General features: G+C 44.0%; 15 protein-coding genes. 7 read left to right on the top strand and 8 right to left on the bottom strand.

Annotated elements, in window-relative coordinates:
* Window positions 1–91: 91 nt before the first annotated feature.
* On the bottom strand, window positions 92–1,201 hold the full coding sequence (locus JZU62_RS07150) for an FtsW/RodA/SpoVE family cell cycle protein (RefSeq protein ID WP_295013302.1): 1,110 nt from the start codon (window positions 1,199–1,201) through the stop codon (window positions 92–94).
* 90 nt (window positions 1,202–1,291) lie between these two features.
* On the opposite strand from JZU62_RS07150, the gene JZU62_RS07145 reads away from it, so the two are divergent.
* From JZU62_RS07145 to JZU62_RS07120, 6 genes are read left to right on the top strand one after another with little or no spacing between them, the layout of a single operon-like run.
* Window positions 1,292–2,269 carry an RluA family pseudouridine synthase gene (locus tag JZU62_RS07145; RefSeq protein ID WP_295013300.1) on the top strand — a complete coding sequence of 326 codons (978 nt, stop codon included), beginning with the start codon at window positions 1,292–1,294 and terminating at the stop codon, window positions 2,267–2,269.
* On the top strand, window positions 2,214–3,467 hold the full coding sequence (locus tag JZU62_RS07140; RefSeq protein ID WP_295013298.1) for a hypothetical protein: 1,254 nt from the start codon (window positions 2,214–2,216) through the stop codon (window positions 3,465–3,467). The genes JZU62_RS07145 and JZU62_RS07140 overlap by 56 nt, the downstream gene beginning before the upstream one ends.
* Before the next feature lie 3 nt (window positions 3,468–3,470).
* Window positions 3,471–4,643, top strand: coding sequence for a tRNA (guanosine(46)-N7)-methyltransferase TrmB (trmB, locus tag JZU62_RS07135; protein WP_295013296.1), 1,173 nt, complete (start codon window positions 3,471–3,473; stop codon window positions 4,641–4,643).
* Window positions 4,636–5,307, top strand: coding sequence for an ABC transporter ATP-binding protein (locus JZU62_RS07130; RefSeq protein WP_295013294.1), 672 nt, complete (start codon window positions 4,636–4,638; stop codon window positions 5,305–5,307). The genes trmB and JZU62_RS07130 overlap by 8 nt, the downstream gene beginning before the upstream one ends.
* Complete coding sequence (locus tag JZU62_RS07125) at window positions 5,294–6,106, top strand: cell division protein FtsX (RefSeq protein ID WP_295013292.1); 813 nt, start codon at window positions 5,294–5,296, stop codon at window positions 6,104–6,106. The genes JZU62_RS07130 and JZU62_RS07125 overlap by 14 nt, the downstream gene beginning before the upstream one ends.
* Window positions 6,107–7,321, top strand: a complete 1,215-nt coding sequence (locus JZU62_RS07120; protein WP_295013291.1) for a peptidoglycan DD-metalloendopeptidase family protein — start codon at window positions 6,107–6,109, stop codon at window positions 7,319–7,321.
* A gap of 11 nt (window positions 7,322–7,332) precedes the next feature.
* On the opposite strand, the gene flgH is transcribed toward JZU62_RS07120, so the two are convergent.
* The gene (gene flgH, locus JZU62_RS07115) at window positions 7,333–8,049 is read right to left on the bottom strand and encodes a flagellar basal body L-ring protein FlgH (protein ID WP_295013290.1); all 717 of its coding nucleotides are present in this window, start codon (window positions 8,047–8,049) and stop codon (window positions 7,333–7,335) included.
* Between the two features lie 59 nt (window positions 8,050–8,108).
* On the opposite strand from flgH, the gene JZU62_RS07110 reads away from it, so the two are divergent.
* Window positions 8,109–8,552, top strand: coding sequence for a GatB/YqeY domain-containing protein (locus JZU62_RS07110; protein WP_295013289.1), 444 nt, complete (start codon window positions 8,109–8,111; stop codon window positions 8,550–8,552).
* A gap of 6 nt (window positions 8,553–8,558) precedes the next feature.
* Here JZU62_RS07110 and JZU62_RS07105 read toward each other — a convergent pair whose 3' ends face one another.
* The 6 genes from JZU62_RS07105 to JZU62_RS07080 form a co-directional block, all read right to left on the bottom strand.
* Window positions 8,559–10,577, bottom strand: a complete 2,019-nt coding sequence (locus tag JZU62_RS07105; protein WP_295013288.1) for an EAL domain-containing protein — start codon at window positions 10,575–10,577, stop codon at window positions 8,559–8,561.
* A gap of 73 nt (window positions 10,578–10,650) precedes the next feature.
* Window positions 10,651–11,583, bottom strand: a complete 933-nt coding sequence (locus JZU62_RS07100) for a M14 family metallopeptidase (protein ID WP_295013287.1) — start codon at window positions 11,581–11,583, stop codon at window positions 10,651–10,653.
* Window positions 11,580–12,512, bottom strand: a complete 933-nt coding sequence (locus tag JZU62_RS07095) for a M14 family metallopeptidase (RefSeq protein WP_295013286.1) — start codon at window positions 12,510–12,512, stop codon at window positions 11,580–11,582. Before JZU62_RS07095 ends, JZU62_RS07100 begins: the two co-directional genes overlap by 4 nt.
* 8 nt (window positions 12,513–12,520) lie before the next feature.
* On the bottom strand, window positions 12,521–13,219 hold the full coding sequence (locus JZU62_RS07090; RefSeq protein WP_295013285.1) for an alpha-E domain-containing protein: 699 nt from the start codon (window positions 13,217–13,219) through the stop codon (window positions 12,521–12,523).
* Window positions 13,216–14,580 carry a circularly permuted type 2 ATP-grasp protein gene (locus JZU62_RS07085; protein WP_295013284.1) on the bottom strand — a complete coding sequence of 455 codons (1,365 nt, stop codon included), beginning with the start codon at window positions 14,578–14,580 and terminating at the stop codon, window positions 13,216–13,218. Before JZU62_RS07085 ends, JZU62_RS07090 begins: the two co-directional genes overlap by 4 nt.
* Window positions 14,581–14,664: 84 nt before the next feature.
* The coding region (locus tag JZU62_RS07080) for an indole-3-glycerol phosphate synthase TrpC (protein ID WP_295013283.1) at window positions 14,665–15,081 on the bottom strand (417 nt) is incomplete at its 5' end.

Genomic DNA, 15,081 nt, shown 5'->3' with positions numbered 1-15,081 from the left:
TTGAACCTGCGACAACCCCGTTATGAGCGGGGGGCTCTAACCACTGAACTATTGACCCGTTTTGTGGAGCGCCATTATAAACGCTCTATCATTAGACGAAGCTTTTTTTACCCGTGTCCCCATACAAATATCGGAAACGATACGCTAAAAGGTTCTCCAAAATCGCCAAAATGACCATAAAGTTGACGAAACTACTCCCTCCGTAGCTGAACATGGGGAGCGGAACCCCGACGACGGGGGCAACTCCTATCGTCATGGCGATATTAACAGCCATATAGATGAAAAAGAGGAGCGATAATCCCCCTGCGACCACTTTTATATAGTAGTCCTCCGTCCAAAAGGCGATAATTAGCAAGTGAACGATTAGTGCGGCATAGAGGGTGATAAGTAAAAATGCCCCGAAAAATCCGAATCGCTCCACCACGTAGGCGAAAATAAAGTCACTGGAGGCGATAGGGAGAAACTTCATCTGTGTTTGGGTAGCATCTTCTTTATTTTTACCGAAAAAGCCTCCCGAACCGACGGCGATAATCGACTGCTCGACATGATAACTCGGTTTTTCGCCCACGAAATCGGTCAAACGCTGTTTTTGATAATCATGCAGTTGAGTATAAATGAGAGGCAACGAGATCACAAAGGTTGCGATCAAACCGATCCAGATTTTCCAATGCACTCCGACAATAAATAAAATCCCATACCCCAGCATCACCAAAACAGTAGCGGTACCCAAGTCGGGTTCTTTGGCAATCAAAAAAAACGGCATCAGGATAAAAAAGGAGAGTTTCATGAATTGTTTGAATCCATACCCATTACGCGGAGGAGGATTACGACTGATAAGGTAGGCGAGCATCAACACAAATGCGGGCTTGAGAAGCTCTGAGGGCTGTAGGGTAAAATGGATAAAGGGGATCTCAATCCATCGCTTTGCCCCCAATCTACTGTGTCCGACAAATTCAACCGCAATAAGGAGCAATATACTCGTCCAATAGGCGATAGGGATCATCCAGAGGAGCCGTCGAATAGGGAGGAGAAAAAGGGTAATAAAGACACCAATCCCGACAAAAACATAAACAGTATGCTTTTGACCGAGAGTCGGATGAATCTCGTAAATGAGCCAACCTGAAGTGAAGATGAGCGGAATCAGTAAGATAACCGTGATGAAATCAAAGTGTGTTAAAATTCGGCGATCAATATTGAACACTACGGTCCTTCATTAATTTTTGCTAATTGTAGCACAGCGGACTTATAACATTTTAAACGATTTAAATACGATACAAAAAGGCACCCAGTTTTGACACACGAAGAATCCCAGTTCACGACCGAAGAAGCAATCCGTTTAGATGTTTTTTTAACACAACAGTTAGGTCAGACGCGTAACCAGATTACCCAGCTCATCGAGCAAAACTGCGTCACCGTAGATGGGAAAGCGACCGCGAAATCGGGACTCAAACTCAAACCAACTCAGAAAGTCACCATCCGCTTTCCTGAACAAAAATCAACTCCCGCGTTGAAGATTGATTTTGATGTCGAAATTTTATTTGAAGATGATGATATCCTCGTTATCAATAAACCCAGTTCCCTCACCGTCCACCCTGCACCCAGTGTGAAAGAGCCAACTCTCGTCGATTGGCTTAAACACAAAGGGATTGCCCTCTCAACCCTCAGCGGTGAAGAGCGTCACGGAATCGTCCATCGGCTCGATCGAGGGACGAGCGGTGCAATGGTGATCGCTAAAAACAACGAAGCCCATGAAGCCCTCTCTCTTCAGTTGCAGGACAAAACGATGGGACGCTATTACCTCGCAATCATCACCCCCATAATGAAAGAGGAAATCACCGTTATCGACCGCCCCATCGGACGAAGCACCCATAACCGACTCAAAATGGCAATCAGTGAGAGCGGTAAAAATGCCAAAACGGCATTCGCCAAACTTCTCATGAGTCATGATGAGAGTGAAGAGTTGATCGCGTGTAAACTTTACACCGGACGAACCCATCAGATACGGGTTCATTTGGAGTCCATCAGCCGCCATATTATTGGAGATCATCTTTACGGAACCTCGGCAAAAAGCGATAAAATGGAACGTATCTTGCTTCATGCTTACAACCTCTATTTCACCCATCCGACCACCCAAAAGCGGGTAAACTTTACGGCTCCATTAGGAACTGTGGTGGAAGACTATTTACAAAAACATTTTGATTCAAAGGAATTGCATGAAATCATCGATCCGCTACGCATTGAGCGCCTCTTTAGCCCTGAGTCTCTTTAGCGGCTGTGCTCCTCAGCCCGCTCCGCAAAAAACCGTTACGATTGATTCGACCCTTCCTACCCCATCGTTAAACGGGTTTATTGCCGACATCACTTCCATCGCATTTGAGTGGAAACCGCTCGAAGATCAAAGAGTGAGCGGGTATTATATTTACCGTAACACACCGGGTGCAGAGGATCAAAAGCTTCAGCGTATCGCGACCATCGATAGCCGATTTGCAACCCATTTTGTCGACAGCGACCTCAAACCTGCAAGCGAGTACCAATACCGCTTTTCTGCCATTACTAAAAATGGAACCGAATCGGTTGCCAGTGAAACAATGCTCGTCGCTACCCAGCCGATGATCGCACCAGTGAGCTTTTTCCAAGCGGTCGGCAATATGCCCCGCAGTGCTAAACTCCTCTGGCGTCCGCACCCGAACGGCAAAATCAACGGCTATATTATCGAACGCCAAGACGCAACCGATCAAAAATGGAATGCTATCGCCACCATTACCGGGCGCTTGAATGCCGAATTTATCGATCACGAACTAAAAGATAGCCAAGTATACCACTACCGTATCAAAGCAACAACTTTTGACAAACTCACCACCGAAGCGAGCGAAATGAGCAAAGTGATTACCAAACCGCTACCTCCGGAGATCCGAAACATCACTTCGACCAACGATTTACCTCGTGCCATCAAACTGGGGTGGGAAGCGAGCAATATCACCGATTTGAGCCACTACAACCTCTATCGTTCATCCACTCCGAACGGATCATTTGAGTATCATGTCAAACTCGAAACAACAACGTTTACCGACAATATTACCGAAGACGGAAAATTTTACTTTTACAAAATAACTGCGGTGGATAAAGACGGTTTAGAGAGTCTCCTCTCCTCCGTTGCAACACAAGGCTCAACCCTCTCAAAACCGCAAACTCCAATCGCCTATGAGGGGAAAATAGTCAATAAAGCGGTAGACCTACAATGGAAAAACAGCGATCCTCGAACCGTCTCTTATACGGTTGTGAAAACGACCAAAACGAGCTGGATCACCCGTGAGAGCATCGATATCAACAATATCACAGCGACAACCTTCCATGATGGTGATATCAAAGCCGATACCGGATATTTATATCAAATTCTAAGTGTCGACAAAAACGGTATTCGTTCACTCCCTACCGAAGCCATTGAACTCAGCTACGAGGCAAAATAGAGAATGCCACATTTAAACCTCGAATCGTTTAACTCCCTTAGCTTGCCGACGCAATGCGATGATGTGGAGTTTCTTTTTCAAGCGAATTACAAAAACCCTGATGAGGGGGCGCTAATCGCTACTCGGTACAAAGGGCGCGAATTTTTTATCGTCTATAAAAACGGAGTAAAAAAACTCCTAAAAAGCGATAAAGTGACCCGTCCCTCCCCCAACTTTATCCTCAAACACGCCCTATTAGCCTACGCAAAGTGCTCAAATTCTCCGATCCTCGATTCTAACGTCGATAACGCCCCTGAGAATACCCATCTCAAAACCCATGATGCACTAAAAACAATCTCTTATTTCGCCGAAAATTTCCCGCGTGATCGTGAAGTTCGGATTGAAATCGGATTTGGTTCAGCTCGCCACCTCCTCCACCAAGCATCTGTCAACCCTGATGTACTGTTTATCGGTCTTGAGATACACAAACCCTCTATCGAACAGGCGCTTAAACAGATTGTCATCCAAAATCTGAACAACATTATGATCCTCGATTACGATGCGAGACTCTTTTTGGAGTTCGTCCCCTCAAACATCGTCGGGAAAATATACGTCCATTTTCCCGTGCCATGGGATAAAAAACCGCACCGCCGTGTCATCTCCGAACCGTTTCTCAAAGAATCAGAACGTGCGTTGCGTATCGGAGGGACTCTGGAACTGCGTACTGATAGCGAAAACTACTACCGCTTCGCGCTTGAGACCTTCAGTTCGCCGCGCCAAAGCCGTTTTGATGTTCGAAAAAACCAAGAGATCGCCATCGTGAGCAAATATGAAGATCGCTGGAAAAAAATGGAGAAAAATATCTACGATGTCACCTTTACCTGTGATATAGAATCTCCCGAACCGGATATGGAAAGCACTTTTTCATTCTCTAAAACCCCGATCAATAGCGATGCAGTCGATAGCCTCTCTAGGGAAACCTACAAACGCGATTGGGGATTTATCCACGTTGAGCGTATTTACAGCGTCGGTGAACACGGAGCAATGATCCGTCTGGCAATGGGGAGTTTTGACCGCCCTGAGAGTACGTATATTCTCATCGAAAACGCTACAGCCCGTTATTACCCTACTCTCCCCGTTCGCACGAGTGCGAACCTCAAAGCCCACATCTTATTAGACGAGCTATTACATGGATAAAGTCATTATCGCCGAAAACCTATCGCTCTCTTACAAAGAGTTCGAAACCATCATCTCCAAGGCCTCTTTTTCGATTGATGCAGGAACCTTTGTCTTTATCACAGGTGCCAGCGGAAGTGGAAAATCAACCCTCCTAAAATCATTTTACGGTGCCATAGAACCCCGTGCGGGAGCCCTCATGGTTGGAGGAGTCAAAATGAGCCGTATTAGTACCTCTAAGCTCAATTTTCTACGCCGCAATATCGGTATTGTCTTCCAAGACTACAAATTGATCAAAGAGTGGACGATTGAGAAAAATGTAATGCTCCCCCTCATCATCTCCGGCTACACCAAAGAGGTGAGCGGACCTCAGGTGCAAAAACTACTCGGTCATGTCAAACTCATCCACCAAGCGGGAAAATACCCTCCCGAACTTTCCGGTGGGGAACAACAACGTGTTGCAATGGCACGAGCGCTCGCCCATAATCCTATTTTGATTCTAGCGGATGAGCCGACCGGAAATTTGGATGAATATTCATCACAGGTAATCTGGAATCTGTTGGAGGGGGCAAATACACAACTCAAAACAACCATCGTTGTAGTAACCCATCATATCCCGAACACCATCACCATACCATATAAACATTTTCATATCGAGATGGGGAATATCCATGAAATCTCTTAAAAATCATATTTCACTCATCGTTGCCCTTTTTACCGTATTATTTTCGGTTCAAATCTATGTTGCCGTTGATCGCACCATTGATGCCTATGAAAATCGTCTTAAAAATGACTACTCGATCATCGTCGTTTCCAATAAATCCCTCACTCCGGTTGAGTTCAAAGCGATGGATTCCATCATCGAACGAAGCGAACCGATTGCTACCGATCAGGTCTTAGAGCGACTCAAAGGGGAGATGTCACCCAAAAATCTTGAATTGCTCAAGCTCACTCTTCCGAAGTTTTATCGTCTATATCTCAGCCGTTTTCCGACCCCTGCTGAAATTTCAAAACTTCAAAACAGGCTCCAAAAAAATTCATCCATCGAACGAGTTGAGGGGTATGCACAAACCCATGATACGGTCTATAAACTTATGCTCTTGTTTAAAGATGTCGTACAGGTATTCTCTATCGCCATCGCAGCTGTTACGTCATTGCTGATCCTCAAAGAGATGCGTTTATGGCAATTTCAACATGCTGATAGGATGTCCATCATGGCACTTTTTGGTGCACCTGTGTGGCTCCGTTCCGCCGTGCTGTTTCGTCTTGCCATCGTTGATGCGATTATTGCAACAGTTGTATTGTGTCTCGCATTTTTAATGATCGAACAATACGGTTGGATGGATATATTGCTCCGCACCGTAGGTATCACAATCGATTTGTTTGATTTTCTCCATGATGGGGTACGCTCACTTATTATTGCCCTGAGCGTTTCTATCGTGTTAACCTTTACGATTGTTATCGGAAATGACGAAGAGGAATAGATGCGCACTCCCCTCTCCCTGATTCTCATTTCACTCCTTTCGGCATCGCTCTACGGTGCCAAAATAGATGAAAAAATCCAAAATACTTCAAAACAGCTAACCCAAACCAAACAAACTTTTTCAAGTTTGAATGCCAAACTCGAAGCAACCGCCTCCAAAATTATGCAACAACGTCAAATCGTCGGAACACAGCAAGAGAGAATCAATACTCTCGTGGATGAGCTACGATCCAAAGAAAACGTCTATCAATCGAACAAATCAACACTCAAAGGGCTCGAAACACAACAAGCGATGTTGATAAAAACCCAAAATGAAATCGAGCAGCGTCTCGTCTTTGCCATCGCACGCAATACCTCCATTTCACTCCTCATTAACGATGATCGAGCCAAAGAAGCAGATGCTATTATCACCGAAGAGGCACTAAAACTTCACCTAAAACAGATTCAGCAAAATATCAAAGACCTTAATGCCGTTTTTGTTGCCAATGCCGATAAAATCTCAGGTCTCTCTTCTCAGACGACTGTACTCAAACAATCGATTTCCGTTATCGATCAACAAAAGAACAAAGTATTAGAAACCAAAAAAGAGAATGAAAAGGCGATAGCACAGCTAGAACAAGAGAAAAATCTCTACAAAAAATCGTTAGAGAAAATCCTCAATCAGCAACGTTCACTCCAAAATACCCTCGCCAGCCTCAATATTATCAAGCAACAGGCACTAAAACCTAAAAAAGCTCCTCCGCCATTAGTAGCTCACAAACCCGGCTCCAAGCCGGTACCGGAAGATGTCAAACAAGCTGTGGCACAATACAGCCCATCCAATGTCGCCGGATATTCGGGAGAGCGTACCATCGCACCACTGGATGGATATATCGTAACCAAACGGTTTGGTCCCTACACCGATCCGATTTACGGTATCAAAATCTTTAATGACTCGGTTTCACTCCGACCTACAGAAGCCGATGCCAAAGTCAAATCGGTACTCAACGGAAAAGTTATCTTGGCAAAACCGACCGCGATGCTAGAAAATGTCGTAATTATCGAACATGATAACGGTCTGCATACCATCTATGCCCATTTAGATAAAATTGCCCCTACAGTAGAAGTAGGGAAACGTCTTAAACAAGGTTCAATTATAGGAAGAGTAGGAAAAGAGTTGATGTTTCAAGTAACTCAGCGCAACGCCCACATCGATCCGATGCAAATGATTCGCTAAAACGCGGATTATTAAAACGGCCAGACAGCCCCAACCATCTTGCTCGCCCATCCTTGCTGAGTTGAACGATCAACATCCCCTTCATTTGCATAGAGGATTTTGGCATCAGACACTTTGGCCGAGTTGATTTGGTTATTTTGATCGATATCATACGGTCGTATTACCCCGCTGAGTTGCATGATTTGCTTTTGATCATCCACCATTATTTCACGACGTCCCGTGATAAAGTAGTTGCCGTTTGACATCACCTTAACAATACGAGCTGATACTGTTGTTGTAAATGAGGCATTTTTAGTCGCGCTTCCTGATCCGGCATAGTTTGAAGTAGAGCCGCCGCTAAAGCCGATATTCGCTAAACCGTTCAATTTCCCTACAGCTGAATCGACGGCTGAATTTTGTCCGGTTGAACTAAATAATCCACCGTTTAATCCCATAGTATCAGCTTCACTAAGGGCTTTCTTTCCAACATTGGAGCTGCTAGCGCTTTCAGATATCACTACCGTTACGATATCATTAACATGCATCGCTTTATGGTCGGAGAAGAGCGGACTATCCCCTTGACCAAAAAGACTTCCACGAGCGACGAAGCTGTTCTCTTCTTCGCGTGATGGCATCTCTTCGACATATTTAGGGGGGGTAAAGGTTATTTCAGGCTCAGTAAGGCGTGCATTACAACCACTTAGTAATAACGATGCCGAAAGTATCGATAAGGTGAGTTGTAGGCGCATTATTCCATCCGAGTCATATTTAGCTATAATAAGCAAAAATAGTTCCAAGGGGCAGATATATGAGTTTAAAAGAACAGATCAGTAATGACATTAAAACAGCGATGAAAGAGAAAAATGCTCCACTGCGGGATGCTCTACGACTTTTGAGCAGTGCTATGAAACAGATCGAAGTGGATGAGCGCAAAGAACTCAGTGATGAGGACATCATCAAAATCATCCAAAAGCAAGTTAAACAACGTAATGACGCGATGAGCCAATACCGCGATGCAGGACGTGAAGATTTATATGAAAAAGAGGCTTCCGAAGCCGCTATTTTCGAAACTTACTTGCCATCACAACTAAGCGATGAAGAATTAAAATCAGCCATTGCTGCGATTATCTCCGAAACAGGAGCTGAGAGTATGAAAGATATCGGTCGTGTTATGGGAGCGGCTTCCAAAACCCTTGGCGCTGAAGCGGACGGCAAACGGATCAACGAGTGTGCTAAAGCTCTTTTGAGCTAAGCAACTTTAGAGTTGGTGGGGGCGACCGAGATGGAACCCCTGCGCATAATCGACACCGATCTCTTTGAGAATAGCAAGTGTCTCTACATCTTCCACATACTCCGCAATTGTTTGTTTACCAAACTCTTTCGCAATTTGATGAATATGTTTTACAAAGATTCGGTCCTTTTCATTAACTGCAATGTTTTTAACAAATTCACCGTCAATTTTGACAAAATCGGTATCGAAATATTTGAGATAAACAAACGATGAAAAGCCTGAACCGAAATCATCCAATGCAAAGCTGATACCGTGGTTTTTAAGCTCTTCGATTATACTCATCAAGCCGTTTACATTATGAATCGCTTCTCGTTCCAAAATTTCAATCGTAATTCCCGTATTTCCGATATGATGAGGGCTTTTCGCATAATGAGCTTCAATAACATCAACATAATTATCCCCAAAGAGACTTTTTGTGGATAGGTTAAAGAAGAAACGTTTATCCCACAATCCCCTCTCCTTACGTGCTGCCAACCCTTTTGTTAGTATAATCTGATCGATTTTAGGGGCAAATCCAAGACTCTCAGCCACTTCGATAAACTGCCCGGCCGCCATATAGCGTTGACCGTCTCGGATACGTGCCAGTACCTCATAACCGTATATCTCACCGCTTTGTACATCGTAAATCGGCTGAACAAACGGCTCTACTCGATCTTCATCGATTGCCTTGCGGAGGAACTCCCCTTTTTTCTGAATCTCACTTGCCATCTCTTGGTCACTTTGATCGGCGCGGGCAATCGTATTTTTCCCCGCTCGTTTTGCCTTGTACATAGCCAAATCCGATCCTGTAAGGAGTGATTCGATGCTCTCTCCCTGCTCAGGATACTCAGCGATGCCGAAACTCGCTGTCAGTGAAACTTGATCAAACATTAAGGATATAGGGGTTGCTTCGAGTGATGCACGAAGTTTTTCAACAACAGCATGACCACTTTCATACGGTGTTTCAGGTAAAATCACCGCAAACTCATCCCCGCCGATACGGGCTAAAATATCGGCGTTACGAAGATTAGAGTGAAAAATATTGGTTACCTCTTTAAGAACCAAATCTCCTGATGCATGTCCGTATGTGTCGTTTATGTATTTGAAATTGTCCAAATCAATCATCAAAATCGTAAATTTATGGCGATGGCGAACGGAGCGTTTCACTTCATAAGTCAAAAATTCTTCAAATTTACGACGATTATAAAGTCCGGTGAGATAATCACGGTCGGAGAGTTCTTGGAGCTTTTCGTAGTAATCTTGGATCGAATCAAGCATTTTATTAAAGTAATTTTCAATATTTTTGACTTCCATGATTTTGGTTTTCAGGCTGATACGCTTTGCCATGTCGTTATTGCTGATGATATCTTGGATCATAAGGATAAACTGTTTGATTGGCTGAACCAATAGTTTATTAAGCTTGTAGTACATAATCGCAAATATAATAATAGTAAACAAAACGAAAAAGATGATAAACGAGTTAATCATTGTGGTAAGTGATATTTTGAGATTAGCAACCGGAAAACGGACATCGATAACGCCGTTAATATCCCCCACTTTGGCATTTGTGTGACACGTGATACACTCTGGCTTCACAACGATCGGATAAAGATAACGAATTTCATCATCCCCCGTCAGTATTTCTTCCCCCTTCATCGCCTTTGCAACCATCGAGTCATGCTCACGCATCTGTTTATCGTTATTATGGTCACCGAAAAGCTCTGCAACGATGGGACTGCGATACGCATTAATTTTCATATTAGGTTCAACTTGATTGAGCCTCGCGATAATCGAATCTAAATCTTCTTTACTCCACCCTTTTTCCATCGCAGAATAAAGAGCTTCAAACGCTAATCGGCTAGTTTTACGAGCATCTACTCGGGCTAGATCATCAACTGCCCGCTTTTTAATATAGATACCGTATAAAAAGGCTACAGCTAAACTGGTTAGAAGTGAAAGAATAACGGTTTTTGCAATTAGTCGTTTATAGGTTGTATAAGATTCCATAATAAATTAGCCTAAATATCTTAAATTTTAATAGTATAGCATTAGATAAATAAAATTAAAAGATAAATAGATTCTATTGTTCGACGGATGCGATTCGAAAAGCAATCGAATTTTGGAAAATCAATGGATGTGAATACTGACAAGTGAGTACACCTCCCACCGGTGCAATAATCTTTTCTAACTGCTCACCACTTAAAGCATCCGTAATACTCCCAAGAGTATCCCCTTTTTCTATACTAGAACCGCACGTAAATACTGAATCGAAAATCCCTGCATGAGAGGCTTTTAGTAGTGTAATATTCTCAGGGTGTATGATATTACTCACAAAACCCTCAAATACCGGCAGATCCAATATTCCTCGCTTTGCCATCAAACGTACCAGTGAGCCTTGAACTTCACTACTGTCACTATGGTTGATTGAACCGTTTTTTCCGAACACTACCGAAAGTGCTTTTGTTCCCCAGAGTTGCCAGTTGTACTGCAACATAACCGTCTCTATCGGGCTATAGGGACGATAATGGATAAAACGCATCCCCAAATCCCGAGCAACATCCAAATCTTCATAATCGCTTTTAATAATTTTCACATAGGGCAAACACATACCCTGATCGCGACGCCCTTCTAAGATAATGCCGTAGTTATACCCTTGAAGCGATTCAAAAAGCTTCGCGGCAATCCGCTGTGTTGTCTCCCCTTGTGTGTATCCCGGAAACATCATATTGATATCGGTTTTATCGAGTGGCCAAAAGGTTTGTCCCATATTCAACGCATAGGTATTGACGGCAGGAATTACCAAAATTTTACCGCAAATTTTTCCCTCTTCCTCTTTGTGTCGAAGATACTCGACCAAACGGGACGCGACATAGAGCTGATTGATATGATCTCCACTCATCGCTCCGACGATAGCGATAGAAGGTCCTTTTGAATCCTCTCCGAACAAAAATCCCTCTACTTTAAGAGGGGCACGATTCGGGGATTTAAAATTGAGTATTTCGATCCGTTTCATACGTTCTCTCCGAAAATTCGACCCACTAATGATCCCTCATACACGATAGGATAAGCTCTCAGCGTAAAGAGAATCCCGCCAATAGGGGCAATCACTTCATCGAGAGTGACACCGCTGAGCGGATCAACAATTTGCCCAACAATAGAACCTTTCTCAATCATTTGACAATGTTCTATTGCAGGAACAAACAATCCGGGGAAAGAGGCATTGAGATACGCCACTTCCCCGACGTGAGACTGTATAGGCATCCTGACATCAAGTGGTTCGATATCCAAGAACCCCTCACACGCCATCAAGTTTAAAATTCCATCCAGAAGCTGATGACCATACGCTTTTCCCAAACGCATCCCCACTCCCATCTCGACCACGAGGGTTTTTGTTCCGAGTGTGTTCATCGCATGGGCAAACGTCGATTCCAAAACGGTAACAGCATCATGTACCCAAACAAAATCGATATTGAGCTTGTTCGCAAGAGGAACCAGCGTTTCCGCCTGCGATTTAGCGATACGCACTTGGGGAATTTCGCGTAAAAAGACATTCGAGGAGTGAATATCAATCGCTATTTCAGAGCCCATCATCGCACTCACTACGCCATCGGCAATCTGCGCGGGGAGAAAATCGTTTTTACTTCCCGGAAAGATACGATTTAGATCGACATCGTAAAATGGCACAGAGCGGGTAATACTGTCAATCCCAAGGCTGTTGATCGCAGGATAGATATCGATGATCCCTTTGATTTTTTCAGGATTGGCTCGAAGCCACTCACCGAGAAGAAAACAAACATACTGCCCCTCCAACTCATCCCCATGAATTCCACTGACAATCGAAATACGTTTGAGGATTTCACCGCGCTCAGGAGTATATCTACACCGCTGAATCCGAAACTGCTCTCCAACAGGAAGATCGATCGAAAAGACCTCTTCTATCACACCTATACTCATGATTGGGTTTGAGAAGTGTGCGGTGAACACGTATCGTGATAGATCACTCGATCAACGACACTGTTAAGAAATAGCAGAAATTTTGGAATATCCGATGTCGTTACATTGATAGGACGATAATGGCGATTTAACTGTCTGGCAAGCGTGTTAATGACATCAATATCTGCCGTAACCATCTCGATTTCACCGTAGAGTCGTAAAATGAGATCAAATCGCTCAATCTGCTGTCCGAATCGAATCAGCTGATAGGCTCTGGTACGATCCAACTCGGTTGAGAATATCCCCAAAATCAAACTACAGTTATCGATAATCTCTTCGAGATTAGCAGGGCTCACCGCACAATCTCGACCTTCTATGAGCTGATTATGAATTTTGTTGAGTGTGGAAAAACCTCTCTCATCAAGCAGGTGACGTGTCTCTATCGCATTTTCACGTGCCCAGCCAATGATTTGCTCAACACTTCCACCGTATGTTCCGTATACCCCCTGTTTGAGAAAATCGAGGGCATTTTCGTACTTGATCTCAACACCAAGTTTTTCATAAAGTTTACGTCCGTCATCTAAATCACGGTCGATTACATAATCATAACTGTTGACCAGCTCTTTGAGCATGGTTTCGGCACGCTGAACGTATCGTCCAAACCAATAAAGACGCTGCGCGGTATTAACCGAAATCGCTATCGTGTTAATAATCATAATTCCACCACCCATGTGTCTTTAAATCCGCCCCCTTGGGACGAGTTAACGAGGTAATTCCCCTCTTCCATCGCATAGCGGGTTAAGCCCCCCATACTAACGGTAATGTTCTCACCATGGATAACATATGCCCGCAAATCGGCTTTTCTAGGGAGTATTCCCCCCTCCATCATGCACGGGAGATCGTAAAACTCGATCACCTCTTGAGCAATCCAACGACGCGGCTCTGCCAAAATCATCTCGATAAGTTCAGCGCGTTTTTCAGGGCTTAAACGATTTCCGAACAATACACCATACCCCCCAGCTTCAGCGACATCTTTGATAACAAGCTTATCGATATTATCGAGGACGTATTGGCGATCTTTCTCATAATAAGGGAGATAGGTCGGCGCATTCGAGAGGATCGGTTCTTCATTCAGATAATATTTGACCATTGCAGGGACGAAGTAGTAGATCCCTTTATCATCTGCAACACCGTTTCCGATGCTGTTCATAATAGCAACGTTTCCGGCACGGTATGCTCTCGTGATCCCTTTGACCCCGATCAAACTGTCAGGTTCAAACTCTTCAGGATCGAGGAAATCATCATCAAGACGCCGATAGATCGCTCCGACACGAAGACGTTCTCCATCATAGGAGCATAAAAAGACTTCATCGTTAATAACGACTAAATCATCCCCTGAAGCGAGCGTTGCCCCCGTGATTTTGGCTAAATAACTGTGTTCATAATAGGCAGAATTGTAACGCCCAGGAGTAAGAACAACATTCAGCCCCCCCGTATTGACGTAATCCATGGCCGCTTTAAGCTCATCACCATAGTGTTTGATCTTCGCTATTTTCATCGACTCAAAAAACTCAGGATAGGTGTGGCGGAATGCACGACGGATCGTGAGCGGATAACTCACACCGCTTGGGACTCGAAGGTTATCTTCAAGAATAACCCATTTGCCGCTCACCGCATCTTTGACAAGATCGATACCGCTGATGTGGGTACGAACCCCTTTAGGAGGGTTTACCCCCATAAAGTCGGGTAAAAATGCTTTTGCCGAATCCACATACTCGCGCGGTACCACACCGTCTTTGACGATCTTTTGATCGTTGTATATATCATTCAGAAATGCATTGAGCGCTTTGACGCGCTGGATAATGCCCGCTTCCAAATCATCAAACTCAGCTTTAGGAATGATACGGGGGATCATGTCAAAGGGGAAAGAACGCTCTATAAAATTTCCGTCTTTAAAAAGATTAAAATTAACCGCGTTGGCTTCTAAAAATTCTTTAAACTCGGAAACTTTACTCTGATCAACACTCTCGAAGATATCATAAAATTTCTGTAATTCTGGACTAACTGGTTCGATCATTCTCACCCCTTGATTATTAGGACTAACTCAATCATATCCTAAACTAATCTCAAGGGTTGCTTAAAAAACAATCAAATGTGATTTTTACCCATTTTTCAGTGTACGAAGTGCAGTTTCTACATCATCCTGACGCATCAGCGACTCGCCGACTAAAAAGGCATCGACTCCCGCTTTACTCAAATCTTCCAACTGACCGTGCTCGTAGATACCGCTCTCCGCCACGATGATTTTACCGTTCGGGATCAGAGGGATGAGTTCGTAAGAGAGATTCATATTCATCTCAAATGTTTGAAGATTACGGTGGTTAATCCCGATGATGTCGGCACCCGCGTAGATCGCTTTGGTGAGTTCAGACTTATCGTGGATTTCGACGAGTGCTTCCATCCCCAGATGACGCGTATAGTTAAGAAGTTCTTTGAGTTCGTCCCTACTGAGTGCCGCCGCGATGAGGAGAACAAAATCAGCCCCGTAAACGAGCGCTTCGAGGAGTTGATATTTGGA

The sequence above is a fragment of the Sulfuricurvum sp. genome (genome assembly GCF_019163035.1).
Lineage (GTDB): Bacteria > Campylobacterota > Campylobacteria > Campylobacterales > Sulfurimonadaceae > Sulfuricurvum.
Note: the sequence above shows the minus strand (reverse complement) of the source record. Positions and strands in the feature narration are given on the sequence as shown.

Excerpts from the sequence above, each read along its gene's own strand:
- JZU62_RS07125 (WP_295013292.1), top strand. The coding sequence starts at position 5,294 with ATGAAATCTCTTAAAAATCATATTTCACTCATCGTTGCCCTTTTTACC.
- JZU62_RS07120 (WP_295013291.1), top strand. The coding sequence starts at position 6,107 with ATGCGCACTCCCCTCTCCCTGATTCTCATTTCACTCCTTTCGGCATCG.
- JZU62_RS07100 (WP_295013287.1), bottom strand. The coding sequence starts at position 11,583 with ATGAAACGGATCGAAATACTCAATTTTAAATCCCCGAATCGTGCCCCT.
- JZU62_RS07110 (WP_295013289.1), top strand. The coding sequence starts at position 8,109 with ATGAGTTTAAAAGAACAGATCAGTAATGACATTAAAACAGCGATGAAA.
- flgH (WP_295013290.1), bottom strand. The coding sequence starts at position 8,049 with ATGCGCCTACAACTCACCTTATCGATACTTTCGGCATCGTTATTACTA.
- JZU62_RS07085 (WP_295013284.1), bottom strand. The coding sequence starts at position 14,580 with ATGATCGAACCAGTTAGTCCAGAATTACAGAAATTTTATGATATCTTC.
- JZU62_RS07130 (WP_295013294.1), top strand. The coding sequence starts at position 4,636 with ATGGATAAAGTCATTATCGCCGAAAACCTATCGCTCTCTTACAAAGAG.
- trmB (WP_295013296.1), top strand. The coding sequence starts at position 3,471 with ATGCCACATTTAAACCTCGAATCGTTTAACTCCCTTAGCTTGCCGACG.
- JZU62_RS07105 (WP_295013288.1), bottom strand. The coding sequence starts at position 10,577 with ATGGAATCTTATACAACCTATAAACGACTAATTGCAAAAACCGTTATT.
- JZU62_RS07140 (WP_295013298.1), top strand. The coding sequence starts at position 2,214 with ATGAAATCATCGATCCGCTACGCATTGAGCGCCTCTTTAGCCCTGAGT.
- JZU62_RS07090 (WP_295013285.1), bottom strand. The coding sequence starts at position 13,219 with ATGATTATTAACACGATAGCGATTTCGGTTAATACCGCGCAGCGTCTT.